This window comes from Streptomyces sp. NPDC020807 (assembly GCF_040641575.1).
Taxonomy (GTDB): domain Bacteria; phylum Actinomycetota; class Actinomycetes; order Streptomycetales; family Streptomycetaceae; genus Streptomyces.
In genome coordinates this window covers 331663-356672 of sequence record NZ_JBFADU010000005.1, presented here as the reverse complement: position 1 = coordinate 356672, position 25010 = coordinate 331663, and the positions used below count along the sequence as shown (strand labels likewise).

The following is a 25010-nucleotide window of genomic DNA, read 5'->3' as shown; positions in this document are numbered from 1 at the left end:
CCGACCGGGCCCCGATCCGCCGCCTTCCCCCGGCCCGATCGGGGCACACGCCCTCCGGGAGGCCCACCCGGCCACCCGGCCGCACCCGGCCATCCAGCCACCCGGCCCCGGCCTTGGCCCCGGCCCGCTCCGCGAGGAGGCGTCATGAAGGCACTCACCTGGCACGGCAAGCGCGACGTCCGGTACGAGACGGTCCCCGACCCCGTGATCCGCGACCGCGACGACGTGATCGTACGGATCACGACCACCGGACTCTGCGGCTCCGACCTGCACCTCTACGAGGTCCTCGGGGCCTTCCTCGACCCCGGCGACGTCCTCGGACACGAACCCATGGGCATCGTCGAGGAGGTCGGCCCCGACGTCACCGCGCTGAAGCCCGGAGACCGGGTCGTGGTCCCCTTCAACATCTCCTGCGGCTCCTGCTTCATGTGCACCCAGGGACTGCACTCCCAGTGCGAGACGACCCAGGTCCACGAGCACGGCACGGGAGCCGCCCTCTTCGGCTACACGAAGCTCTACGGCCAGGTACCCGGCGGACAGGCCGAGTACCTCCGGGTCCCCTTCGGCGACCGGCTGCCCGTGCGGGTCCCCGAGGGCCCGGCCGACGACCGCTTCGTCTACCTCTCCGACGTCCTGCCCACGGCCTGGCAGGCGGTCGACTACGCCTCCGTCCCGCGCGGCGGCAGCGTCGCCGTCCTCGGCCTCGGCCCGATCGGCGACATGAGCTGCCGCATCGCCGCCCACCGCGGTGCCGGGACCGTCATCGGCGTCGACCTCGTACCGGAACGGCTCGAGCGCGCCCGGCGGCGCGGCGTCCACGCCCTGGACCTCACGGAGCACGGGGACGGTCTGACCGACGCCGTCCGGGAGCTCACCGGAGGGCGCGGCCCGGACGCCGTCGTCGACGCCGTCGGCATGGAGGCGCACGGCAGCCGCCTCGCCGCCGCCGCCCAGGAAATGACCACCTTCCTCCCGGACGGCTTCGCCGCGGCCCTGACGAAGCGCGCCGGCGTGGACCGGCTGTCCGCGCTCCACACCGCCATCGACCTGGTCCGCCGCGGCGGCACCGTCTCGGTCTCGGGGGTCTACGGCGGCGCCGCCGACCCGCTCCCGATGCTGACCATGTTCGACAAGCAGCTCACCCTCCGCATGGGACAGGCCAACGTCCGGCGGTGGGTGGACGACATCCTCCCGCTGCTCCTCGACGGCGACCCCCTGGGCGTCGACGACTTCGCCACCCACCGCCTGCCGCTGGCGGAGGCCCCGGACGCGTACGAGATGTTCCAGGCGAAGCGGGACGGCGCCGTGAAGGTCCTCTTCACCCCCTGAGTCGGGCCGCCGGGGAGTGGAGACCCGCCCGCCCGGGCAGACGCCCCGCGCGGGCGGCCGTCCGGCCGTCGGCGGCACCTCCGACCTGGGGAGGACCCATGGCCGTACGGATCCGACTCGTCCACGCGGCGCCCGACGACGTGTGGACGGTGCTCGCCGACGCCTCGCGGTACGCGGACTGGGTCGTCGGCACCAGCGCCTCGCGCCCGGCGTACGGCATCTGGCCCGCGCTGGGATCGGCGCTGTCGTACGACGTCAGGCTCGGACCGTGGACGGCCTCCGGCACCACCGTCGTACGCCGGGTGGAAGCCCCCCGGGAACCGGAGATGGAAGTCGACAGCGGCCCCCTCGGGACGATGCGGGTGGCGATCGAGGTACGCCCCTGGGGGCGCGAGGCCCTGGTCATCGTGGACGAACACCCCCTCCGCGGCGTCGTCGGCACGCTGCACAACGTCGCCGTCGACGCCCTGATCCAGCTGCGCCACCGCGACATGCTCCGGCGACTGGCGAACGTGGTGGAGGGGTGACGGCGAGCGAGAGGCGGCGGCTGCCATGCCCCGAACGGCGCTGATCGTGATCGACATGCTCAACACGTACGAGCACGAGGACGCCGAGGCCCTGGCGCCCTCCGTGCGCGAGAAGCTGCCCGGCGTCACGGCCCTGCTCCGGCGGGCCCGCGCCGCCGAGTCGCCCGTCGTCTACGTGAACGACAACTTCGGGCGCTGGCGCTCCCACCACGGCGAGATCCTCGACGTGGCCCTCGCGGGGCGCCACCCGGACCTGGTCGGACCCGTCGCGCCCGCCGAGGACGACCTCTTCGTGGTGAAGGCCCGGCACTCGGTCTTCTACGAGACCCCGCTGGCCTACCTGCTCGGCCGGCTCGGCACGGAGCGCCTCGTCCTGTGCGGACAGGTCACCGAGCAGTGCGTCCTGTACTCGGCCCTGGACGCCCACATCCGGCACTTCGCCGTCGTCGTGCCGGAGGACGCGGTCGCCCACATCGACGGCGATCTCGCCCGCGCGGCGCTGCGCATGATGAGCCGCAACATGGGCGCGGCCATCTGCCGGGCGGCGGACGTCGCCTTCGACGACTGACCGAGTGACCCCTTACCCCCTGACCCCTTACCCCCTGACCGATGACCGTCTGGCGGGCAGGCCTGCTGCTCACCGTCCGCGGCCGACGCGGCTGATCAGCCGGAGACGGTGGGCGCGCAGCGCGGTCCGGGCGGCGTTGGCGCCGGGGGCGCCGTGCACGCCGCCTCCGGGGTGCGCGGTGGCGGAGGCGAGGTAGAGCCCCTCGACGGGGGTGGTCGGACGCCCGGTGCCGGGCAGCGGCCGGAAGAAGAGCTGCTGGTGGAGGCTGGTGGTGCCCTGGTTGACGGCTCCTCCCACGAGGGCGGCGTCGAGCCGCTCCAGGTCGGGCGGGGCCAGGAACCTGCGGGCGCGGATCCTGTCGGTGAACCCGGGGGCGTACCGCTCGACCCGTGCCTCGACGCGCCGGGCGAAGGCCTCCCGCTCCCGTTCGTCCCAGCGGCCCCCGAGGGCGTCGTCACCGGCGTCGCCCGCGACGGTCTGGGGCACGTGCGTGTAGGCCCAGGCGGATTCGGTGCCCGCCGGGGACCGGCCGGGGTCCGCCGTCGTCATCTGCCCGAGGACCAGGAAGGGGACGCGCGGCACCTGGCGCATGGCGATCTGCGCCGCGAAGAGGGTCAGTTCGTCCACCCCGTCGGCCAGGTGGACCGTTCCCGCCGTGCGCGGCCCCTCCGCGAGCCAGGGGACGGGCCCCGACAGCGCCCAGTCGATCTTGACGGTGGAGAAGTCCCACTGGAATCTCCGCAGGTCGGCCCGCAGCCGTGGGGGCAGCTCGCCGAGGGGGAGGAGACGCCCGTACAGCAGGGGGGCGGGGACGTCGGCGAGGACGGCCCGCCGGGCCCCGACCAGCGTGCCGTCGGCGGTCCGGACCGCCACGGCCCGTCCGCTGCGGACGACGACCTCGACGACCTCCGCGCCGCACCGCACGGCGCCTCCGGCGGCCGTCAGCCGCCGGACGAGCGCGTCCGTCAGGGCCTGCGCCCCGCCTCGGGGGACGGGGAAGCCGTACGCCTGGCCGAGCATGCACATGAGCCAGCCGAAGCCGCCGCCGAGCGCCGACTCGGGCGCCAGGTCGGCGTGCAGGGCGTTGCCCGCGACGAGGAGCCGCCCGCCCTCGCCGGCGAACTCCTCCTCACCGAACCGACGCGCCGGGAGCAGCATCGAACGCGCCACCCGCAGCGCCTCGGCGCGGCCCAGCCGGGTGGCGAGGCGCGCGCCCGCGCGGACCGGTGGGAAGGGCGTGAAGAGGCAGTCGAGGAGGGCGTCCCCGATGCGGTCCCAGAGGTCGCACAGCCGTTCCTAGGCGGCACCGTCGCCGGGCGCGAACCCCTCCAGCGAGGCCGCCGTCCCGCTCCGGTCGGACGCGAGGACGGCGCAGCGGCCGTCCGGCAGGGGGTGGGCGACGGCGACGGGGGCGCGGCTCCAGCGGAGCCCGTACCGCTCCAGGCGCAGCCCCCTGATCGTCGGGGAGGCGGCGGCGAGCGGGTAGAAGGCGCTGAAGAGGTCGTGCACGTAGGCCGGGTCGAGGCCGCGGTCGCTGCGGACCGCTCCGCCGGGTACGGGCTGCGCCTCCAGGACGAGGACCTGCCAGCCGGCGTCGGCGAGGAGGTTGGCGGCGACCAGTCCGTTGGGACCGGCGCCGATCACCACGGCGTCAGGATCCGTGACGGTCACGGGGACCTCGCTTCCGGGTCCGACGATCGCTTGCGGCCGCGCGTCCGGGATCCCCCGGCAGACGGCGGGAGGCGGCCACGGCGGTGCCCAGGGCCGCGCCCAGGGCGAGGGCGGCCGCGGCCGCCCTGCGGAAGGCGGTCCGCAGCCCGCCGTGCCGCCCTCCGCGCACGGCCGCGTCCGCACCGCTCGGGGTGCGCAGGATGCCGCCGGTCGGCGCCGCGGCCGTGACCGGACCGAGGTAGGCGCGGCCGGTCCGCCGTGCCACCACGCGGCTCAGGGGCCCGGGCGCGAGGGCGTGGGCCGTGACGAGGAGTCGCGCGTACGGCCCCACGAGGACGCGCTCCCGGGGCCGTACCGCCGTCCGCACGACGGCCCGGGCGACGCGCTCCGGCGTGGCCACCGGGGGGAGCGATCTGAGGTCCCGGCCCGAGCGGTTGGCGGCGTGCCGGAAGAAGGGAGTGTCCACCCCGGCGGGCAGGACGGTGCAGACGGCGACGTGCTCTTCGCCCGCGAGCGCCAGCTCCTGGCGCAGTGCGTCGTCGAACACCACGAGTGCGGCCTTGGACATGGCGTAGGCCCCCATGTAGGGCGCCACCACGACACCGCCGAGGAGGGAGGCCACGTCGATCAGGACCCCCCGGTCCTGCCCGTGCATGACGGGCAGCACCGCACGGGCCCCGTGGACGGCGCCGAGCACGTTGACCTCCAGGAGCCGCCGCACCTCGTCCGGGGGCACCTGGTCGTACCGGCCCAGGATCCCGACGCCCGCCGCGTTGACCCACACGTCGACGCGGCCGAACCGCTCCACGGCGCGGGAGGCCAGTTCCCGTACCGCCCGCTCGTCGGCCACGTCCGTGGGCACGGCGAGGCCCTCGCCGCCCCGGAGCCGGCACTCGCGCGCCACCTCGCGCAGCGCCGCCCCGCTCCGCGCGGCCACCACGACCCGTGCCCCGTACCCCGCGCAGGCGAGGGCGGTGGCCCGGCCGATCCCACTGGAAGCGCCGGTCACGACCACGACGGCGTCGCGCATCCTCACACCCCGCGTCTCACCGCGACCGGCCCACTTCATGTGTCCGTCGTACGAGAATCCCTATCGTCGTCAGCGGAGCCGTTGCGCCCTGCGGCGCGCGATCAGGTCGAGCCAGCGTCGCCGTACGGCGTCGACGCCGCCGATCCAGTCGGCGCGAGGGAGGCCGTCGTCCGGAGCGGCGTCACCCAACCAGAAGTCGACGATCTCGCAGAGGTAGGCGAACTCCGTTCCTGTGACCCGTTCCCGCACCTCGCCCCGGGCCGACAGAAGTCCGGGTGTGTCACCGACGACCGCGCAGTGGAAGGCCTGTGCGAACCGCGCGTGAACGGCGGAGGAGTTGACCCCGTTCTGTTCGCAGTCGGCCACGACGGCTTCGGTGCGCAGGCCCACTTCGGAGGCGTCCCCCGCCGCGGCCAGAATCCCGGCGCAGGCGGAGAACCTGCGTGCCCAGCTCACGTTGGTCGTCTCCAGTACCCCACGCGCCGTCGCGAAGGACGCGGGGAGGACGGTTCCGGCTTGGAAGGCGTCCACGAAGTGGAGCGAGGAGGCGCTGATGGCGATCTCGCCGGGAACCCTCTGCTCGAGCGCCCAGCGCAGGGACGCGTCGAAGTCCCGGATGGCGTCGTCGAACCTGGCGTGCAGCCACCAGATGTCCCCGAGCATGCGAGGCCAGACGCCGCCCGCCTCCTGTGCCGCGATGTGGTCTCGCGCCTCCCGGAACCGGCCGGTCTGGCGCAGCATGTGGAGGTAGCCGCGCAGTGCGGTCCTTCCGATGCGCCGTCCGGACGACATGAGGGCGTACATGGCCTGTTCGGACTCGTCCGGGCGCCGGAGCTCGCGGAGGCATTCGGCGTGGAAGTAACGGAGGAGGTCGGCGAGATCCCCGTCGAGCAGGTCCGTCGACAGGACTCGCTCGATAGCTGCCGCGCTGGTCTGACGGGGCTGCCGCTGGCGGGCTCCGACAGCCGCGAGCCCACTGGCCAGTGCCTGGGCGGGTGTCGTCGGGGTCGCCGGGTCGGCGGCGTCGACACCGCTGATGCGCGGGCGGAGTGTGGGCTCCCACGTCATGTCGTCGACGTACCAGAAGGCCCCTTCGACGAGCCAGCCGAGCGGTAGACCATGTTCGTGCGCCAACAGCATGCCCTGGTTCAGGCAACTGATGAGCGTCCGCCTGTCGTGCTGACGCTGCGCGGTTCGTGCGGTGAGGGCGAGCTGGTCCAGCATGCGCTGGGCGGCGTTGTGCCAGTCGCGCGTACTCCAGGAGTCGTCGAGTCCTCGATCGGCGTCCCGCACGAGGGAGCGGACCAGCGCGTGCATGTGGAAGGGCCACTGGGCCATGCTGTCGAACTGGATGAAGGGACGATCTGTCAGGCGAAGTGCCGCCGCCTCGCTGCTCAGGCCGGCACCTGCCGTGACGATGTCGACACTGAACCCGTCGAGCATGCTGGCCGCACGCATGACCTGCCGTTCGTCACCCTGCAGATCCCTGAAGAGCCGGGAGACTATCGCTGGGAAACTCGCGTCGAAGTCCCGGGCGGTCGGTGCCGCCGGCCCGGCGGAGAGATGGATGAAGCGCATGACGGACAGGTCCAGGTAGAGCGGTAGGCCGTGGGAACGCTCTCTGATCATGTGCCTGATGTCCTCGGGTATGGCAGGGCCTCCGCCCTGGCGTACCCGGTTCAGGAGGTAGCGTTCGGAATCCTCCGGGGAGAGGTTTCCGACCAGGTGCTGGCGGGGCTCCTCGGCCTGGCCGTCGGCGAGTCCGGGCCAGCTGACGGGCCCCGCCCAGTCCAGGAGGTGGACAAGGTGGGGGTCGTCCCAGTCGAGCCTGTTCCGCCCTGTGATCACGAAGAGCACGTTCGGCATGAGCCAGACGAGGCGCTGCATCAGCCGCTCCACGTCACGGTGGCGTCGCGTCGCGGCGTCCTCGAACGTGTCGATGAACACGACGACTCCGGTCCGTGTCCTCCGCTGCAACTCGTGCAGGTCCCAGGCGAGAAGATGCGGGAAGTAGCTCAGGCTTTCGAGATCGGCTTCCGCCTCCAGGAGATGGGGAAGCCGGATACACCGCGCCAACGCGCTGCGCTGCCGTGAACGGTCCCGCAACGCCCTGACGATCTCGATGCTGCCGTCGGCAAGAGTGCTCAGACCGGGGACGCCGAGCGACGAAACCGCCTCGGCGAGCGCGCCGCGCAACTGATCCGGGAGCCTGCGGACGTTCGAGGACGCGCGCAGGCTTCCCTGCTGCTGGATGTGGCTCTCGATGGGCTGGTTCGGATGCGCGATCTCCCAGTAGCGTGCGAACGCGAGGTCGAAGGCGACCATCGCCTGTCCCGTGGAGCACAGGGACGACCGGATGAGCAGCATGACCGTCTCGAAGTCGAGTCCGTTCTCGCGCGACATGTCGATGCGGACCGTGTGCAGCCGGTCGGCGTCCACCGTGGAGTCGGGCCATTCGGTGGGCGCTCCCACCGTTCCGATGCACCTGTGCTCGAGTTGGCGTGAAAGGGCGCTCTTTCCGACGCCGCCGACGCCGTAGTACGTGAGGACGTTCCGCCGGGGGCTGGTGAGGTCCTGAGGATCGATGAGCGAATCGTCGATCAGCGAGAGATAGCGCGTGAGCGCGCTGTCGAAACTGTGCCGTTCGTCCTGGCGATTGGTGAATACCTGCACTGCGTCCAGGTGAATGGAGTTCGATGTGAACAGTGCACGTAAGTCCCTGGCAGAAATGATCTTCCCCCCGTTCGGTCAGGGTGAATCCACTGTCCGGGAACGATATCCCCGGTCTCGGCCACTGTGAACCGCGATGCCCGGCAGGCCGGAAAGGGGCTCTTGCTCCTTTCCGGCACGCCTGTCATTCTCTGCGTTCCGTGGGCGGTTGGGGGGCTGCGATGGCATTTTCCTCGGGTGTGAACGTGAAGGCGGATGTGCGGAGCGGCTTACGAGCAGAGGGGTTTCGCTTCGTCGCCGGAGCCGATTTCCTCCTGGAGGCCACGTGCGCGCAGGCCATGGACGCGCTCCGCGACGGCTGGGGCGATCTCCCGGTGGATCCATATCTGCCGCGTGGTGCGACCTACCGAAGACGGCGGCACGCACGCTTCCTGATGGACCACGACGGTGGGGTCCGGCACGATGCCGCGCCAGGATACTTCCAGTCGCTCGACGTCAACAGACTGGCCGGAGGAGTCGTGAGGTACTTCGCCTCTCTCGACGGCGAGCAGGTTCGCAACCATTTCCTGCGCGGCCTCATGCGGAGCAACGCCATGTTGTTCGCGACGTGTTCGGGCGCGCCGCCCGCCTACTGGACGGTCAACGTCCACTTGGTCCGCACGACGGCTTCACCCGGGTTCGTCGGCCTTCCTTCGCCGGAAGGGCTGCATCGGGACGGCTTCGACTTTATCGCCGTGCACCACATGTCCCGGAGGAACGTCACGGGGGGCCGCACCGAGATCAGGAGCACGGACGGAACGCTCCTCGCCCACCGCACCTTCACCCACCCGCTGGACAGCCTGTACGCGGATGACGCCCGCGTCCTCCACGACGTCACACCCCTCGTGTGGGACGGTCACGGCGGCGGAGGGTTCCGGGACATGCTCCTGATGAGCTACGAAGCGGGAAAGTGACCACCGACGGGCGCCCGGGGTGGGAGGATCGCGGCATGCCTCTGCCTCGGCCGGACCATCTGACCTCGCTGATCCTGCGGACCGACTTCGACGACGAGGGGGCGTGGGACGCGGTGTGCGCCGTGGTCGAAGCGGGTGCGGAACATCCCCGTGCCACGTTCGTCAGCGATCGGCGCTTCGCCGGCGCGGGGGTTCCCGCCGTGCTGGCGGAGGAGGCCGCCGCGGACGCGGACGACAGGGTCGGCGACGTGTTCCTGGCGGACACCACCACGATGAGCGATCCGGAGCGTCCGCTCCTGGCCGTGGACCTCTCGTACAAGCCCGGGCGGACGTTCAGGGTTCCGGCCCGGTGGTTCCCCGACGTCGCGGCCCACCTCGGCGTCGCCCAGCTGACCTTCGCGGACTACGCCGACGCCGCCGACGGGTCGGGCACCTTCCGCGGGTTCGCCGAGGGCCGCTGACCCCTCGTCGCGACGCTTCCGTACGCCCTCCGGGGGCGTGCCGGACGGGGGACCCGTCGGACACGCCCCCGGCGGGGGTGGAGAGGGACGATCAGCAGGCGCCGAGGTCCTGCCAGACGCCCCACTGGCCGGTGGTGCCGGGCTCTTCGCCGGTGGTCCACCACTTGGCCTTCCAGATGTGGCCCTTGTGGGAGACCTGCTGTCCGCCGGTGTAGACGGCGGTGGTGGACCAGGGGGCCGCCGTGCACTGCGTCGTGCCGCCGGTGACGGTCAGGGTGAGGACGGCCGCGTGCGAGGCGGACGGGCCGGACCCGTTGACGACGACCTGGTAGGTGCCGGAGACGGCCGCCGTCGTCGTGCTGAGGGTCAGGGCCGACGAGCCGCCGGCGGTGACGGAGGCGGGGCTGAGGGAGGCGGTGACGCCCGCGGGAAGGCCGCTGACGGAGAGCGCGACCGTCTGGGCCGCGCCGGTGGTCACGGCGGTCTTCACCGTGGCGGTGGTGGAGGAGCCCGCGGCGATCGTCGCGGAGGCGGGGGCCGTCGTCACCGAGAAGTCGTCGGCGGGGGCGGTGGTGCCGCTGGTGAAGGGGCTGAAGATGCGGGAGAAGTCCCAGGTGTTCTGCTCGATCCCGGAGCAGTGGTTGGCGGCGGCGCCGCCGGGGCAGGCACCGTTGTCACGCTGGAGCGCCCAGAACGAGAGGGTGTTGATGCCCTTGGAGACCGCCCAGTCGTACACCGTGCGGGCGTTGGCGAGGGTGAAGGTCTCGGCGGGTCCGAAGTCGTCGACGCCGATCATCTCGGTGACGCCGACCATGGCCCAGAGCTGGGCCGGGGTCTTGGCGGGGTACAGCTGGGCGAGCTGGTCGTGCAGGCCCTGCGCGGCCGTCTTGGTGTCGGCGGCCATGTCGTGGACCGCGTTGTCGTAGTAGTCGAAGGTCATGAGGTTGACGACGTCGACCTTCGCGCCGTTGGCCACGGCGTTCTTGAGCACGGCGAGACCGCTGGCGGCGAGGCCGCGGGTGGTCGTCGGCAGGGTGTACGAGATCTGGATGGTGCGCCCGTTGGCGGCGGCCCAGTCCTGGAGGACCTTGATGGCCTTGTTCCGCCGGTCGATGCCGGCGGTGTTGTCCAGCGAGTCGACCTCGATGTCCATGTCGAGGCGCGTCACGTCGTAGGTCGTGATGACCTTCTGGTAGACGGCGGCGATCTGGTTGACGTCGGTACAGCTGTCCGCGATCTCGGTGCCGGTGGTGTCCGCCGCGTACCCGCCGAAGGAAGGGATCACGTCGCCGCCGCGGGACTGCATGGTCGCGATGTCGGCGCCGAAGGTGGCCGGGGCGACGGGCATGCCCGGGTCGCCGTTCCAGTAGGCGGTGCACGACCCCTTGGCGGCCGTCTGGAGGAAGGCCATCGTGAGGTGCTTGGCCCCGGACTGGGCGCTGAGGGCGGCCGGGCTCTCGCCGGTCCAGGCCTCGAAGTAGGGGGCGAAGACGTGCTCGGGCAGCGGGCTCGCGGCCTGGGAGGGGGCGGCGGCGACGGCGGTGAGGCCCAGGGCGGCCACGGCGGTCAGGGCCGCGGTGAGGGCCGAGCGGAGCGAACGTACGCGTCTCATGGGTCATCCAATGACGGTGGGGGAGCGCGCCGACAGGGCCAACAGGCCTGCCGTGCACGGGTGTCGACCTAGGAAGTTGCCCTGCCGTCAGGGGCACGTCAATGGCCTGGACCAAAGTTGGACTAGACCAATTATGCGATTCCTTGCGTGGTGCATCCAGTGACTGCGGGTGCGTGCTGCCGTGATGCGTCCGGCCTCCCCGATTGGTCCAGTGAGCCACACGGGTGTGCTGTGCATGACAAACTGGCCACCCGGCACCCTCCTTCCGACCCCAAGGGGACGCAGTGAAGACTCCGGCGTACGTCACCAGGGGAGCCCTCGCCCTCACCGGCGCCCTGGCCCTCGTCATCGCCCTCCCGGCCAGCGCCCTCGCCGCCCCGCCCACCGCCCTCCCCGCCAACGCCGACGGCCTCGAACAGACCTTCCAGCCGGCCTTCGACTACGACACCGACGGCTGCTACCCGACGCCCGCGATCGGACCCGACGGCACGCTCAACGGCGGCCTCAACCCCACCGGCGCCCTCAACGGCCAGTGCCGCGACTCCTGGGACCTCACCAACACCAACGGCTACGCCCGCGCCAAGTGCAACAACGGCTGGTGCGCGATCCTCTACGGCCTCTACTTCGAGAAGGACCAGGCCCTCCCCGGCAGCAGCCTCGGCGGCCACCGCCACGACTGGGAACACGTCGTCGTCTGGGTCCGGGACAACGAGGCGCAGTACGTCTCCACCTCGGCCCACGGCGACTTCGTCACCAACGGCCGCGCCGCCATGCGCTGGGACGGCACCCACCCGAAGGTCGTCTACCACAAGGACGGCATCGGGACCCACTGCTTCCGGCCCGCCAACGGCAACGACGAACCCCCGGAGAACCACCAGCACACCTGGCAGTACCCGAGCCTGGTCGGCTGGAACGGCTACCCGGCCGGTCTGCGCGAGAAGCTCAGCCAGGCCGACTTCGGCAGCGCCGTCTTCGGTCTCAAGGACGCCAACTTCGCCGCCCACCTCGCCAAGGCCAAGCCGTCCGGGATCCCCTTCGACCCGTACGCCTGAACCCGGATTCGCTCACTGATCACGATGGGATGAACATGCCCCGATGGCGCCCCGCCGGTCACGGCGGGGCGCCACGCTGCCGACGTGCGCAAAGAAGGCAACGAGGTGGTCCCGACGCAAGGGCGGGGGCCACGACCAGGGTTGAAGCCAGGTCAGGGACTGGGTCAGGGACTGGGTCAGGGTCAGGGTCAGGGACTGGGTCAGGGTCAGGGACTGGGGCAAAGGCCAGGCCCGCGGCAACCGGGCGCAGCACAGGGCCCCTTGCCCGACGGTCCCGTCACGCCGCCCCCACCGCGGCCTCGCCCCCCGTACCGCACCGGGCCCGCCTCCACCGAGGCACGCCTGCGCTACTGGTTCGACACCGTGCTCACCCGCGGCACACCCGCGCTCGTCGGCTGGCTCGCCCTCGCCTGCCTGCTGCTCGTCGTCCCCGTCAGCGCCCTCCTCGTCTGGACCGACGACCACGCGCCGGCCTCCCTGCGCTCGCGCATCGCCGCGGTCTGGCGGAACACCGGACAGACCCTCCGCCTCGGCGGCGAGGTCGGACCACCGCTCCGCGTCGCCCTCTCCGTCCTCCTCGCCCTCATCGCCCTCCTCTACGTCTCCACCCTCGTCAGCCTCATCACCACCGGCATCACCGACAAGCTCATCGCCCTCAACCGGGGCCACTCCACCGTCCTGGAACGCGGACACACCGTCGTCCTCGGCTGGTCCGAGCAGATCCCCACCGTCATCGGCGAACTGCTCACCGCCCGGGCCCTCGTCACGCTCCTCGCCGACCGCGCCAAGACCGCCATGGAGGAGGAGCTGCGCGCCGCCCTCGGCGCCATCGGCCGTACCCGGGTGATCTGCCGCACCGGCCGCCCCGCCGACCCCACCGCCCTCGCCCGCGTCAGCCCGGCGGACGCCGCGTCCGTCCTCGTCCTGCCCCGCGACCGCCCCCGCGACGACACCGAGACCGTGAAGGCCCTCCTGGCGCTGACGGCCGCCGCGGGCCCCGACCACCCGGTGCGCGTCGTCGCGGCCGTACGGGGCGACCGCCACCTCACCGCCGCCCGCCTCGCCGGCGGCCCCCTGGCCACCGTCCTGCACACCGACGACATCACCGCGCGCCTCCTCGTCCAGTACGCGCGCCGCCCCGGCCTCTCCCACGTCCACCAGGAGCTCCTGGACTTCGCCGGACACGAGTTCCACACCCTGCCCGAACCCGGACCCGAGGGCCTGACGTTCAGGAAGGCCGCCGCCCGCTGCCCGGAGTCGTGCGCGGCCGGCCTCGTACGCCCGGACGGCGCCGTCCTCCTCAACCCGCCCGCCGACACCCTCCTCGGCCCCGGCGACCGCCTCCTCGTCGTCGCCGAGGACTCCCACTCGACCCACCCCGCCGACCCTCCGGTGCCCTACGACCCGACGGCGCTCACCCCGCCGCCGCCCCCGGAACCCGCCCGTCCCGAGCGGTACCTCCTCCTCGGCTGGAACCGCCGCGCGCCCCGCCTCGCCGACCAGCTGGCACGAGGCACCGCACCGGGCACCACCCTCGACGTCATCGCCCCGCCCACGGCGTCGACGATCGCCGGCATCCGTTCCACGAACCGGGCCGTGGGCCACCGCCTCCCGATCCTCCACCACCCCGGGGACCCCACCGTGCCGGAGACCACGGGCGCACGGGACCTCACCGGCTACGACGCCGTCCTCGTCCTCGGCCCCGACCGCACACGTGGCCACGCCGAACCGGACGACCACACCCTCCTCACGCTCCTCCACCTCCGAGAACGACAGCGCGGCCGCGCGCACCCCACCCCTGCCGGCGCTCCCGTCCCGGTCGTCGCCGAACTGACCGACGACCGGAACCTCTCCCTGGCCCCCCGCTCCGCGGCGACCGACTTCGTCGTCACCGGCCGGACCATCGGCCTCCTGATGACCCAGATCTCGCAGAACCCGCACCTGGCCGCCGTCTTCGAGGAGCTCTTCGCCGCCGACGGCAACTCCGTCCACCTGCGTCCCGCCGCCCACTACGTCGCCACGGGCCGCCCCGTCTCCTTCGCCACCGTCGCCGAGTCCGCCGCCCGCCGCCACGCCTGCGCCATCGGCTACCGCTCCCACGCCCACGGAGTACGCCTCAACCCGCCGAAGTCCCACGTGCGGCACTGGCACCCCGCCGACCAGATCGTCGTCATCGCACGGGACGACGCGCGGGGCGACCCACGAGACGACGCGCGCGACGGCCGGCCCCCGACGGCCGGCTGACGCCCCCTGGGGAGTGTGCCGAAAGGGGCGCCTGCCCGGCGGGCAGGCGACGCCACCTTCGACACACACCTAGCGACCCGGCTTCCTCGCCTCGATCAGGGTCCGCGCGGAGTGGGCCACGAACGGCCCCTCCGCCCGGATCCGCGCGTCCAGCTCCCGCAGCCGCGGCAGCTCCGCCTCGACCGAGAAACCCGGGACGATCCAGACCACCTTCCGCAGGAACCACACGACGGCCCCGACGTCGTGGAACTCCATGCGCAGCCGCTCACCGCGCACGTCCACCACCTCGAGCCCCGCCGCCTCCGCCCCCGCCGCCTCGTCCTCCGCCCGCCGGGCCCGTGCCGCCTCCGGCTGCGGTCCCAGGAAGTACTCGACGAGCTCCCAGACGCTCGCCGGCCCGACGTGCTGCGCCAGATAGCTCCCGCCCGGCCGCAGGACGCGCGCGATCTCCTCCCACCACACCGTCACGGGATGGCGGCTGGTGACGAGGTCGAACGCCTCGTCCCCGAACGGCAGCGGCGGCTCGTCGGGGTCCGCGACCACGACCACCCCGCGCGGATGGAGCAGGCGCGTGGCCCGCGAGACGTTCGGCGCCCACGACTCCGTCGCCGCCATCGTCGGCGGCAGCGCGCGGACGCCGCCGAGCACCTCCCCGCCGCCCGTCTGGATGTCGAGCCCGGCCGCGACCCCGGCCAGCCGCTCCCCGAGCAGCCGTTGGTAGCCCCACGAGGGCCTCGCCTCCGTCGCCCGGCCGTCGAGCCAGGAGAAGTCCCAGCCGTCGACCGACGCCTCGGAGGCTTCCGTGATGAGTTCGTCGAAGGAGCGCGTCATGCCCTGATCATCCCGCCCGACATGTGCGGGAGCGAGCGATTTATCCCCGGCGCGGCGGCGACACGCCGTCAGGATGTGATCATGAAGGGACCGGCTGACGGGCCGACAGGCCTCAGCCGTCGAACCGTCCCCGCTCACGCCATGGAGAGTTCCGATGTCGTCAACACCCCTGCGCGTCCTCGTCAACGGCGGCGGCATCGGCGGGCTCGCCCTCGCCACCGCCCTCGCCCGCGGCGGCCACACCGTGGAGGTCGCCGAGATCCGCGCCGAGCCGACCGCCGAGGGCGTCGGCATCATCCAGCCGACGAACGCCCTGCACGTCATGCGGGAGCTCGGACTGCTCGACCAGTGCCTGGCCGCCGGGTCCTCCTGGGAGTTCCTGACGATCGCCGACCCGGCGGGCAACACCCTCGCGCGCATACCCCAGCCGCGCATGGACGGCGTCCCGGCCGCCAACGGCATCCCGCGGCCCGCGCTCGCCGCCCTCCTCGCCGGCGCCGCCGCGGCGGCCGGCGCCAAGACGCGCCACAACACCACCGTCGCCGAGCTCGACGACGACGGCACGCGGGTCACCGTCACGCTCTCCGACGGCTCCACCGGCCACTGGGACCTGGTCGTGGGTTTCGACGGCATCGGATCACCGCTCCGCACCCGCCTCTACGGGGACCTGTACGCGCCCGCGTACACCGGCTTCGCCAACTGGCGCGTCACCGTACCGCGCCACCCCGGCCTGGACGGCGTGCTGATGGCCACGGCCGGCCGGGAGGCCAAGGCGCTCCTCACCCCCGTGACGGACGACCTGATGTACCTCGGCGCCGTCTTCGCCGAGCCCGAGGACTTCCGCCCGGACCCGGACCACGCCCACGAGGAACTCGCCCGCCGTCTCGCCGCGTTCTCCGGACCCGTCGCCGAGGCCCTCGCCGCGGTCACCGACCCGTCGGCGATCGTGTACTCCCGCATCTCCCAGGTCACCGTGGACGAGCCCTGGCACGTGGGCCGCGTCGTCCTCGCGGGCGACGCCGCCCACGCCTCCACCCCGCACCTCGCCCAGGGCGCCGCCATGGCCCTCGAGGACGCCCTCGTCCTCGCCCGGTCCCTGGAGGCGGAGGCCACGGTCCCCGACGCCCTCGCCGCCTGGGAGGCCCGCCGCCGCCCCCGTGCCCTCTGGGTCCAGTCCATGTCCCACGCCGTCCTCAAGCAGGAGATGGGCGCCCCCACCACGCCCGAGGAGGACGCCCTCCTGGAGGTCGGCATCCCGGGCGCGGCCCACGTCCTGGCGAAGCCCTACTAGGGCGTGTGCCGAAAGTGGCGCCTGCCCGGCGGCGCCCGGCACGCACGCTCGCCGCATTGTCGGAATTGCCCCGATACACCCAGTATCGGGGCGACCCTCCGCCTTGCGATCGCACGCACCGGACACCGCCGGGCCTGCCCTCCGGGCAGACGACGCCACTTTCGACACGCGCCCTGGACCCGCCGGCCGCGCTCGCGGCCGGGGCGGTCAGGCGGGCAGGCCGAGCCGCGGACCGCCCCGGTCGCGCAGGCGTCGGAAGAAGGCGAGCACGCCCGCCGAGCCGCCGGCCCACGTGGCACTCGACCGGGTGAGGCCGGTGTCCGGGAACACCGGCCGGGACCACGTGCCGCCGCTGCGGCTCAGGACGAGCAGGGCGACGGTGCCGGCCGCGTCCCAGAACTCCTCGGACGCGGAGGCCCGCGCGACGTCCACCATCAGGTCGCCCACCCCGGCGAGGCCGCAGCACTGCGAGATCAGGGGCATCCGCGGTGCCATCACGGCGCAGGCGCGCGCGGTCCGCCGGGCGAGGTCGAGGTACCGGGGCTCGTCGAGGAGTTCGGCGGCCTGGACGAGCACGGTCCCGATGCCGGCCAGGCCCCGGCACCACGAGCCGTAGCGGCGGGTCGCCCCCGGCTCGGCGGCCGCCGCGAGGATGCCGGGTGTCACGGCTGCCAGGCGTGCGGCGGCCTTCTCGGCACGGCCGATCGCGCCGGGCTCCCCGGTCGCGGCACCGTACGCGAGCAGGAAGCAGGCGACGCCCGCCTCGCCGTGCGCGATGCCTTCGCGGAGTGCGGCGCCGCCCGCGGTGCCGGAACCGGTCGGGTTCAACCGGGCGGCGCCCGACGCCAGCATCCGGTCGCAGTCGGCGGCGACGGCGAGGTGCCGGTCGGCGCCGTGCCGGTCGCCGGACCGGAGGGCGTGCCGGGCGAGCAGCAGCCGGCCGAGGCCGATCCCGGCGGCGCCCGCCACGAGGTCGGCCTCCGGAGGCCCGCCGTCCGGCGCGCGCTCCGGCAGGACGGCGTACGCGTCCGGCGGCGCGGCCACTGTGCCGGCCACTGTGCCGGCCACCGGGCCGGCCACCGGGCCGGTTGCTGTGCCGGCCTCCGTGAGGAAGAGTTCGACGCCCGTGCGCCCGGTGTAGAAGCCCGGCGGCAGGTTCCTCGACTGGTCGGCCGTCCACCGCGCCAAGGCGTCCACCGCGGACCGCACTTGGGGCAGGTGCGCGTGGTGGAGGAGTTCGAGCCCGAGCCCCGAACTGCCGCCGTAGACGTCGATCGAGGTCGGGACGTTGAGCTGCGCGGCCCGGACCGGGTCCACGATCGCCAGCGCTTCACCGACACAGGAGGAAACCGTGTGCTCGACGATCTCGTCCAACAGGTCGCCGTCGATCCGGGGGAGCGCGGCGCGCGGGCACGCGGACCGGTCCGGTGCGACCGCCGCACCGGTGCGCAGGCCGTCGGCGGCGCGGGTCCGTACCGCCGGGTCGAAGCTCAGGAGGCCGGTGATCGTCGACCGTGCCGCCCGGTGGGCCCGGCCTGGCAGCGCCGCCGCCAGGCAGGCCACGGTCCGGTCCCGGTTGACGGTGCGGTCGGCGTCGACGATCACCGGATCGAGGCCGGTGGCGGCGAAGAAGAGGGTCGCGCCGAGGGCGTAGTAGTCGTCGGCGGGGGCGGCCGGTCCGGAGGCGGGCAGCACCGGCTCGCTGTACCCGGGGGTCGCCCCGCCCGGGCCGGCGCCGTCCCGCTCGCTGATCCCGAAGTCGACCAGGTGGCAGTGGCCGGGGCCCGCGTCGTCGAGGACGACGTTGTCGGGCTTGAGGTCGCGGACGACGACGTTCCGGCCGTGGACGGAGTCCAGGACGCGCAGGAGCCGGGAGGCGAGGGCGGTGAGGGAGCGCCCGGGCCGGACGTCGTCGTCCCGGTAGGGCCCGTTCCGCAGGACCTCCCTGCGGAGGTCCCGGTCGCCGCAGCTGGTCGACACCAGGTACTCGTCGGCCCGGTGCGCGAAGTAGTCGAGCGCGCGCGGCACGCCGGTGACGCCGTCGAGCGCGGTGAGGACCGCGCGCTCGTTGCGCAGCCGGTGCCGGGCGTCCGTACCCTGTTCGTCCTCGCCGACGAAGGCTCGTGCCTGTTTGACCACCACCGGCCGCCCGAGAGCGCGGTCGACCGCGCGGTAGACGTTGCCCCGGGGCGTACGGGCGATGCCGGCGGTGACCTCGTAACGCCCGCCGCCGAACCCTGCCGCAGCCGACCGGTCGCCGGCGGAATCCCCGCCCGCCTCCCCGTACCCGTCTCCCTCTCCGTCCCCCTGCCCGGCGCCCGCGTCGGCGGAGTCGCGTGCGAAGGGGTCGTCGGCCCAGGGCGGGCACCTGTACCGGCCGACGGCCAGGCCGTCGAAGACGCTGCCGTCCGGCCCGGTCATGACCGATTCGAGGCGCCCGCTCCGGCCGGTCCGGTAGTCGCCGGTGAAGGGGCCGTAGCGGTAGTAGACGGGGGCGTCCGGGGCGACCCGGCGATCGCTGACGACGCGGGGGCCCTCCCGGTCCCGCAGGGCGGCGGCGAGTTCACGGCCGACGGCGACCACGGCGTCGGCCGGGGGGTAGACGGTGATCGCCTTGCCGACGGCTCCGGCGCTCACCACCCCGGAGTTGAGGCGGCGCAGCGTCTCGGGGTCACGGGCGAACTTCGCGTGGCAGACGTGCCGGGAGAGGACCGGAAGGACGAGCCGGGTCACGGCGTCGAGGTCGCCGGGTCGCGCCGATACGTGCAGTTTCCAGCCGTGTTCCATCACCGGCATGCGCGGATCGTTCAGATACGACCATGTTCCGTCGGACCACCCGCTGCGGCCGGTGATGGACACGGCCACCGCTACGAGTTCAGGTCGCAGGCGAACCGGGTGGTGGCGGTCACCCAGGGGTCGGAGAGACACGCGGTGTGCTCGCGGTCGCTGCGGTCGTCGTCCTCGAACGGGATCAGCTCGTCGTCGATCTCCAGCGGACCCGCGTCGCGGAATCGGTCGGTCTCCAGAAGATCCGGCACGGCTAAGGGCATGTGACGCCTCCATGGTTGTCGCGCGTTGAGGAGCAACTGACGGCCGGCGCAGGGCAGGTGAACCCGGCGGGCCGGTGACTCGCTGAACAACGGTAAGGAGGGCCCGAGTCGCTGACAAGGGGACCTCCGCACGGGCGTCCGGCCGTCGAACGCACCGTCCCCCGCCCCGACGGCCAGGGGCCGTTCGGGACGGGGGACGATCGACGGGCGATGGTGCCGGGCCGGTTCAGGAGCCGAGGATCTTGCTCTTCTGGGCCGCGAACTCCTCCTCGGTGAGCACGCCCTGTTCCTTCAGCTCGCCGAGCTCCTTGAGCTGAGCGATCTTGCTGCTCATGTCGTCGGCCGGCGCGGGGGCCGCGGCCGGCGGCGCGGACGGCGGCGGTGCGTACTGCTGTGGCGGCGGCGCCTGTTCCTGCTGGGCCCAGCGGCCCGCCTGGCGTCGCGAGACCCTGTTGGAGACGGCGGTCGCCGTCCCGGCCACCACCGCGGTGCGGGCCACGCCGCGCAGAAGTCCTGGCATGTCGGTCCTCCTAGATCGTCGTCCGTGGGGGTCAGGCGGCGGCGCTGCCGTCCGCTTCCTCGATGGCGTCCAGCGATGCCAGCAGCGCCTGTACGGGGATGCGCCCGCCGGCGACGAGCTGCGCGCCGCCGCGTCGCAGTTCCCGCGCGAGGGGCGCGGCCCAGAGGTTCTCGTAGACGAGGATGCCGGCCGAGTTGCCCGCGTCCAGCGCCGCCCCGGCCTCGTCCAGGTCGTCCTGGCCGAGAAGCCCCGACGAGGAGCCCTCGAACACGGTCAGGTCGAGTGCCCCGTCGGCGTCGATGTCCCGCAGTTCCACCCCGATGACACTGCCGTCGGCGTCCTTCCGGACGAAGGAGAGGTCGAGGACGCGGATGATCCCTCTGTCGACCAGATCGAGGAGAAGGGGCAGTCCCTCGCCCGTCATGCGGTTGCCGGGAAACTCGATGACCAGGTAGTCCACCGGCCCCATGTCCTCGAATTCATCGCTCATGACCACTCCACACGCAGTTGGGAAGGACGAGGCGGGGCCCCACCCGTCCACGCCGCGTGCACGCCGCGCAGCGCCGGACGCGCCGGACGCAGCCCTGCCCCCATTCCAACACCGGCCGGTGCGCCCCGCACGTCCACGCGCGTCCGCGCTCGGCCCCGGGGCCCATGCCCGGGCCCGGTCCGTCCGGCGCGTACGAGATGACCCGGTGGGTGCCGGGGCACGGCCGACACCCCCTACGATGATCGCCCATGAGCACGAATGACGACCGAAGACCCCTGGTCGACGGGCGCTTCCGACTGGTATCCCGACTCGGCAGCGGCGGCATGGGCACCGTGTGGCGCGCCCGCGACGTGGCCCTCGACCGGGACGTCGCCCTCAAGGAGGTCCGCCCGCCCGACCCCGCCGTGGAGGAGGCGAACCCCGGATTCGCCGCGCAGCTGCGCGAACGCGCCGTCCGCGAGGCCCAGGCCCTGGCCCGGGTGTCGAACCCCCACGTCGTCACGATCCACCACATCGTCGAGCCGCGGGACGGCTCGCACCCGTGGATCGTGATGGAGCTCGTCGAGGGCAGCTCCGTGTACGACCGGCTCGCCGCCGGCCCGATGCCCGTCCCCGAGGTGCTCGCCCTCGGCCGTCAGGTCCTCTCCGCCCTGCGCGCCGCGCACGCCGCCGGCATCCAGCACCGCGACGTCAAACCCGCCAACGTCCTGCTCCGGCACGAGGGCGGGGCCGTGCTCACCGACTTCGGCATCGCGGCGTTCGACGGCGCCACCTCCCGGCTCACCTCCACCGGCGACCTGATCGGCTCGCCGGAGTTCATCGCCCCCGAACGGGTCCGCGGTGAGGAGGGCAACCCGGCCTCCGACCTGTGGTCGCTCGGCATGCTCCTGTACGTGGCGGCCGAGGGCCACCACCCGCTGCGCCGTGCCACCGGCCTCGCGACCGTGGTCGCGGTGCTCGACGACCCGATCCCCGCGCCGGTGCGGTCCGGCGCGCTGGGTCCCGTACTGACCCGGCTCCTCGTGCGCGATCCGGCGCAGCGGCCGGACGGGGCGCTCCTGGAACGGCTGTTGGCGGAAGCGGAAGCGGAAGCGGAAGCGGAAGCGCAGACGAAGACGGCCGGCGGGCCTGGTGCGGCTCCCACTCCCGGAGCCGCTCCGGCCGCTCCTCCTCACGCGTCCGTCGCGGGACCCGCCACCCCTCCGCCGTACGCGCCTGCCCCCGGGCCCTACCCGCACCCCGCCTACGGCCCACCCGTCGCACCCGGCGCGGGCTTCGGCCCGCCGACGCTGCCCACCCCCACACCCTCGCGTCCGCGCAAGCGCGCCGCGGGCCTCGCCGTCGGCCTCGTCCTGGCCGCCGCCGCGGTGGTCGGCGTGGTGAACCTGTTCCCCGGCGACGAAGGCGACGACGGCAGCGGCGGGACCTCCGGGGCGAAGGGCGGCGTCTCGCCGACCGGCGCCGTGCGCACCCCCGGCCAGGGACCGGGCACGGGCACGGGCTCGGGCACGCTGCCGACCGCTTCGGCCTCCACCTCGGCCTCCGCCTCCGCGCCCGCGACCCGTGGCACCCTCCTCACCACCGCCAACGTCCGCGCCGTCATCGAGGAGTTCCGCCGGGCGAGCGGCACCACGACCATCAAGGACCTGACGATCTACGAGGAGTACGCCCTGGCGAACATCCCGACCCGGCCCGGCGCGAAGACCTACGACGCGTACCAGTACCGGGCCGGGACGGCCACGAAGACCGGACCCGGCGGCACCATCAGCGCCGACGACGCCGACGAGCAGCCCTTCGACGTGGCGGCGATGCCCTGGGACGACCTCCCCGCGCTGATGAAGCGCGGCGATCGCGACCTCAAGGTGGACGACCCCACGCTGCGGTACGTCATCGTCGACCGCTGGACCTTCAACGACGACCGTCCGACGCTGCGCTACTACCTCACCAACGACTACCGGGCCAGCGGCTACCTCGCCGTCGACGTCTCCGGCAAGGTCGTCTCGACCCTGCCCGCGTCCTGACGCCGGGGCGCACCGCGCGCCTCGGCTCAGACGGGGTACGGCAGCTCGGTCTCCGGGGTGCCGGCCGGCCGGACGTGCGGTGTCGCGTCCGGGCCGCCGATCCGCAGCCGCCACGGGTGCGGGCTGTCGGTGGTCACGTGCAGGCGGTCGCCACGGCGCCGCAGGTGGAAGCGGGCCGCCGCACCGGGGCCGTCGGCGCGGGGGATCACGACGGTGCGCTCGGCGCCGTCGGCGAAGGCGTGGACCCGGAGTTCGACGCCGTCCGCCCAGGCGGAGACCGGCCGTTGGTCGTCGGCGGCCAGCGGGATGACGGAGCCGGGGCGGGCGAGCAGCGGCAGGGTGTCGAAGCCGTGCCGCTCGCGGACCCACCGGGGCCCGGTGACCGGGGCCCCGGTCAGGACGTTGGTCCACGTCCCCTCGGGCACGTAGTAGTCGACCGTGCCGTCGTCGGTGAAGACGGGGGCGACGAGCAGGTCGTCGCCGAGCAGGTACTGCCGGTCGAGCGTGGCCGCGGCCGGGTCGTCGGGGAACTCCAGCACCATCGCGCGCATCACCGGGACGCCGGTGGCGTGCGCCTGCTGCGCGGCGCGCTGGAGGTAGGGGGCGAGGCGGTGCTTGAGCAGGGTGAACGCGCGCGTGACCTCGACGGCCTCCTCGCCGTAGTCCCACGGCACGCGGTAGGACTTGCTGCCGTGCAGGCGGCTGTGCGAGGAGAGCAGCCCGAACTGCACCCAGCGCTTGAAGACGGTGGGAGTCGGGGTGCCCTCGAAACCGCCGATGTCGTGGCTCCAGAAGCCGAAGCCGGACAGGCCCAGCGAGAGCCCGCCCCGCAGCGACTCGGCCATGGCGTTGAAGTGGGACTCGCAGTCGCCGCCCCAGTGCACCGGATACTGCTGGCCGCCGGCGGTCGCGGAGCGCGCGAACAGCAGCGCCTCGCCCTCGCCGCGCACCTCGCGCAGCAGCTCGAAGACCGCCTCGTTGTAGAGGTGGGTGTAGTAGTTGTGCATCCGTTCGGGGTCGGAGCCGTCGTGCCAGACGACGTCCGTGGGGACGCGCTCGCCGAAGTCGGTCTTGAAGCAGTCCACCCCCGTGTCGAGGAGCACGCGGAGTCTGTCGGTGTACCACGCGCGGGCGGCGGGGTTGGTGAAGTCCACGAGGGCCATGCCCGGCTGCCACAGGTCCCACTGCCACACGCTGCCGTCCGGACGGCGCACCAGGTGGCCCTCGCGCATGCCCTCCTCGAACAGCGCCGACTTCTGCGCGATGTACGGGTTGATCCACGCGGAGATCCTCAGCCCCTGGTCCTTGAGGCGGGCGAGCATGCCGGCCGGGTCGGGGAAGGTCTCGGAGTCCCAGTCGAAGTCGCACCACTGGTAGCCGCGCATCCAGAAGCAGTCGAAGTGGAACACGCTGAGGGGGATGCCGCGTTCGGCCATGCCGCCCACGAAGCGGTTGACGGTTGCCTCGTCGTAGTCGGTGGTGAAGGAGGTGGTGAGCCAGAGGCCGAGCGCCCAGGCCGGCGGCAGGGCGGGGCGGCCGGACAGCGCCGTGTAGCGCTCCAGGACCTGCTTCGGGGTGGGGCCGTGGACGACGAAGAACTCCAGTGAATGGTCCTCCACACTGAACTGGACCCGGCCCACCGCCTCGGAGCCGACCTCGTAGCTCACCTTCCCGGGATGGTTGACGAAGACGCCGTAGCCGCGGTTCGTCAGGTGGAAGGGGACGTTCTTGTAGGCCTGTTCGCTGCTGGTGCCGCCGTCCGCCTGCCAGATGTCCACGGACTGGCCGTTCTTGACGAACGGGGTGAAGCGCTCGCCGAGTCCGTACACCAGCTCCCCTACTCCCAGGGCGAGTTGACCCAGCATGTGGTGCCGTCCCGCGGCGTCGGTGACGAAGCCGAGGCCTCGCTCGCCCACGGAGGTCAGCACCCGGCCGCCCGCGGAGAACTCCAGGTGCCACGGACGGGAGGTGTCCACCCGCAGCGACAGCTCACCCGCGACCAGCTCGACCACGGCGCCGTCGCGGTGCGCCTTTCCGGCGTCCGGCCGCGCGCCGGGCAGTGCGAACTCCGGCCCCCGGCGCACCGAGCCGGCGTGGTGGGTGGCGCGGACGCCGATCACTCCCTCGGCCGGGGACCAGCACTCGACCGTCAGCAGCGCGCTGTTGAGCATGTCGCCGCGGCCGCGCACGTGCTTCACCGGCGCGTGGAGGGTCACGCGGTGCTCGTCGGCCCGGACGTCGGCGACCTCGGTGGCGTAGTGAGCGGTCACTCCGGGACGCATCAGCCAGTATCCGTCGGTGAACTTCATCGGGTGGTTTCCTCCCGGTACCAGTGGTAGCCGCCCTGGGGTGTCCGGGTGGCAGCTCGGTGGTGAAGCGCTTCGACGCTGTCATTGCGCGAGAGGCGATGTCAATCCTTCGTACGGCGACGAACCATGGGAAACGCCATGAGGAAGCGCTTCGATGAGGGCCCGCGCCGAACTTCCCCCACCGTCGGCAACCTTCCGGCCGTCGGCGGCAACAGAGAAGGGGCCGGCCGTACCGATTCACCGAGGGCGTGTGAAGCGCTTCGATGCTGTGGATTCCTGCAGCCACCCTTGTGCGCCCCTAGACGTTCACTTAACCTCGCTGCAACATCGAAGCGCTTCGACTGCGCGTCACGCCGCAGTGGTCGGACCTCCGCTTCCAGC

At 73.1% G+C, this 25010-nt stretch carries 18 protein-coding genes and 1 pseudogene; 9 read left to right on the top strand and 10 right to left on the bottom strand.

What is annotated here, in order from left to right; translation table 11 throughout:
• The first annotated feature begins 144 nt into the window (after positions 1 to 144).
• From AB0G79_RS11750 to AB0G79_RS11740, 3 genes are all read left to right on the top strand, one after another.
• Positions 145 to 1329 (top strand): zinc-dependent alcohol dehydrogenase, encoded by a 1185-nt coding sequence (locus AB0G79_RS11750; RefSeq protein ID WP_360804024.1) that lies wholly within the window; start codon positions 145 to 147, stop codon positions 1327 to 1329.
• A 98-nt stretch (positions 1330 to 1427) separates the two neighbouring features.
• On the top strand, positions 1428 to 1856 hold the full coding sequence (locus AB0G79_RS11745) for an SRPBCC family protein (RefSeq protein WP_360804021.1): 429 nt from the start codon (positions 1428 to 1430) through the stop codon (positions 1854 to 1856).
• A 25-nt stretch (positions 1857 to 1881) separates the two neighbouring features.
• Positions 1882 to 2424 carry an isochorismatase family cysteine hydrolase gene (locus AB0G79_RS11740; protein WP_360804018.1) on the top strand — a complete coding sequence of 181 codons (543 nt, stop codon included), beginning with the start codon at positions 1882 to 1884 and terminating at the stop codon, positions 2422 to 2424.
• Between the two features lie 69 nt (positions 2425 to 2493).
• Here the strand turns inward: AB0G79_RS11740 and AB0G79_RS11735 are convergent.
• The 3 genes and pseudogenes from AB0G79_RS11735 to AB0G79_RS11725 form a co-directional block, all read right to left on the bottom strand.
• Positions 2494 to 4068, bottom strand: a pseudogene (locus AB0G79_RS11735) (NAD(P)/FAD-dependent oxidoreductase).
• Between the two features lie 7 nt (positions 4069 to 4075).
• Positions 4076 to 5125 (bottom strand): SDR family NAD(P)-dependent oxidoreductase, encoded by a 1050-nt coding sequence (locus tag AB0G79_RS11730; RefSeq protein WP_360804015.1) that lies wholly within the window; start codon positions 5123 to 5125, stop codon positions 4076 to 4078.
• 69 nt (positions 5126 to 5194) lie between these two features.
• Complete coding sequence (locus AB0G79_RS11725; RefSeq protein ID WP_360804012.1) at positions 5195 to 7798, bottom strand: ATP/GTP-binding protein; 2604 nt, start codon at positions 7796 to 7798, stop codon at positions 5195 to 5197.
• Positions 7799 to 8034: 236 nt separating this feature from the next.
• Between AB0G79_RS11725 and AB0G79_RS11720 the strand changes: the two genes are divergently transcribed.
• Both AB0G79_RS11720 and AB0G79_RS11715 read left to right on the top strand, forming a co-directional pair.
• Positions 8035 to 8748, top strand: a complete 714-nt coding sequence (locus AB0G79_RS11720) for a 2OG-Fe dioxygenase family protein (protein WP_360804009.1) — start codon at positions 8035 to 8037, stop codon at positions 8746 to 8748.
• A 35-nt stretch (positions 8749 to 8783) separates the two neighbouring features.
• Positions 8784 to 9209, top strand: coding sequence for a hypothetical protein (locus AB0G79_RS11715; protein ID WP_360804006.1), 426 nt, complete (start codon positions 8784 to 8786; stop codon positions 9207 to 9209).
• A 91-nt stretch (positions 9210 to 9300) separates the two neighbouring features.
• Here the strand turns inward: AB0G79_RS11715 and AB0G79_RS11710 are convergent, their stop codons facing one another.
• Positions 9301 to 10821 (bottom strand): glycosyl hydrolase family 18 protein, encoded by a 1521-nt coding sequence (locus AB0G79_RS11710; RefSeq protein WP_360804003.1) that lies wholly within the window; start codon positions 10819 to 10821, stop codon positions 9301 to 9303.
• A 284-nt stretch (positions 10822 to 11105) separates the two neighbouring features.
• Here AB0G79_RS11710 and AB0G79_RS11705 point away from each other — a divergent pair, with 284 nt between their 5' ends.
• On the top strand, positions 11106 to 11873 hold the full coding sequence (locus AB0G79_RS11705) for an NPP1 family protein (protein ID WP_360804000.1): 768 nt from the start codon (positions 11106 to 11108) through the stop codon (positions 11871 to 11873).
• Between the two features lie 261 nt (positions 11874 to 12134).
• A complete protein-coding gene (locus AB0G79_RS11700) occupies positions 12135 to 14117 on the top strand; it encodes an NAD-binding lipoprotein (protein ID WP_360803997.1) in 1983 nt (660 codons plus the stop codon).
• A 69-nt stretch (positions 14118 to 14186) separates the two neighbouring features.
• Here AB0G79_RS11700 and AB0G79_RS11695 read toward each other — a convergent pair whose 3' ends face one another.
• Entirely contained in the window at positions 14187 to 14948 is a 762-nt protein-coding gene (locus AB0G79_RS11695) for a class I SAM-dependent methyltransferase (protein WP_360803994.1), read from the bottom strand.
• A gap of 154 nt (positions 14949 to 15102) precedes the next feature.
• Here AB0G79_RS11695 and AB0G79_RS11690 point away from each other — a divergent pair, with 154 nt between their 5' ends.
• Entirely contained in the window at positions 15103 to 16239 is a 1137-nt protein-coding gene (locus AB0G79_RS11690; RefSeq protein WP_360803991.1) for an FAD-dependent monooxygenase, read from the top strand.
• A gap of 207 nt (positions 16240 to 16446) precedes the next feature.
• Here AB0G79_RS11690 and lanL read toward each other — a convergent pair whose 3' ends face one another.
• From lanL to AB0G79_RS11670, 4 genes are all read right to left on the bottom strand, one after another.
• Entirely contained in the window at positions 16447 to 19098 is a 2652-nt protein-coding gene (gene lanL / locus AB0G79_RS11685; protein ID WP_360804305.1) for a class IV lanthionine synthetase LanL, read from the bottom strand.
• Between the two features lie 8 nt (positions 19099 to 19106).
• Positions 19107 to 19289 (bottom strand): SflA family class IV lanthipeptide, encoded by a 183-nt coding sequence (locus tag AB0G79_RS11680; RefSeq protein ID WP_360803988.1) that lies wholly within the window; start codon positions 19287 to 19289, stop codon positions 19107 to 19109.
• A gap of 226 nt (positions 19290 to 19515) precedes the next feature.
• Positions 19516 to 19809 (bottom strand): SHOCT domain-containing protein, encoded by a 294-nt coding sequence (locus tag AB0G79_RS11675; protein WP_360803985.1) that lies wholly within the window; start codon positions 19807 to 19809, stop codon positions 19516 to 19518.
• A gap of 31 nt (positions 19810 to 19840) precedes the next feature.
• Positions 19841 to 20299, bottom strand: coding sequence for a DUF6325 family protein (locus AB0G79_RS11670; RefSeq protein ID WP_360803981.1), 459 nt, complete (start codon positions 20297 to 20299; stop codon positions 19841 to 19843).
• A gap of 248 nt (positions 20300 to 20547) precedes the next feature.
• On the opposite strand from AB0G79_RS11670, the gene AB0G79_RS11665 reads away from it, so the two are divergent.
• Positions 20548 to 22320 carry a serine/threonine-protein kinase gene (locus AB0G79_RS11665; protein ID WP_360803978.1) on the top strand — a complete coding sequence of 591 codons (1773 nt, stop codon included), beginning with the start codon at positions 20548 to 20550 and terminating at the stop codon, positions 22318 to 22320.
• Between the two features lie 26 nt (positions 22321 to 22346).
• Here AB0G79_RS11665 and yicI read toward each other — a convergent pair whose 3' ends face one another.
• The gene (gene yicI / locus AB0G79_RS11660) at positions 22347 to 24629 is read right to left on the bottom strand and encodes an alpha-xylosidase (protein ID WP_360803975.1); all 2283 of its coding nucleotides are present in this window, start codon (positions 24627 to 24629) and stop codon (positions 22347 to 22349) included.
• Between the last annotated feature and the right edge of the window lie 381 nt (positions 24630 to 25010).